The organism is Pseudoalteromonas sp. S3178 (genome assembly GCF_005886985.1).
Lineage (GTDB): Bacteria > Pseudomonadota > Gammaproteobacteria > Enterobacterales > Alteromonadaceae > Pseudoalteromonas > Pseudoalteromonas carrageenovora.
This window is the reverse complement of sequence record NZ_PNCW01000477.1, coordinates 1-303: the sequence shown is the minus strand read 5'-3', so window position 1 is coordinate 303 and position 303 is coordinate 1. Positions and strand designations below refer to the sequence as shown.

Below are 303 nucleotides of genomic sequence, written 5' to 3'. Positions count from 1 at the left end.
AAGTACCACCTAGCACGTACAAAAAAGGGTGGTCGTCAGATAGCTCTAAAAAGTCACGACTAAAAATAAAATCGCCTTCAGGTGTCACCCGGATATAGTCTGTTGTTTTAAAGTCCACAACAGGGATCCCAAACGCATGAAGCTCATGGATAAAGCTTTCAGCCAACTGGTTACCCAGCAAGGAACCTTTATCAAATTCTTTATCTAAAAATACAAAGCTTGTCACAGCTACCGGTGTTTTCTCACTCACGTGTTTCAAGTTTGCAACCATGTCTTGCATAATAGATTGGACATAGTGAGTGA

Annotated in this window: 1 protein-coding gene; it reads right to left on the bottom strand. The window is 40.9% G+C overall.

Annotation, left to right across the window (positions count from 1 at the left end; genetic code table 11):
* Positions 1-303, bottom strand: a 303-nt coding sequence (locus tag CWC11_RS21825; RefSeq protein ID WP_249330806.1) for a FlgO family outer membrane protein, incomplete at both ends; no start/stop codon positions are given.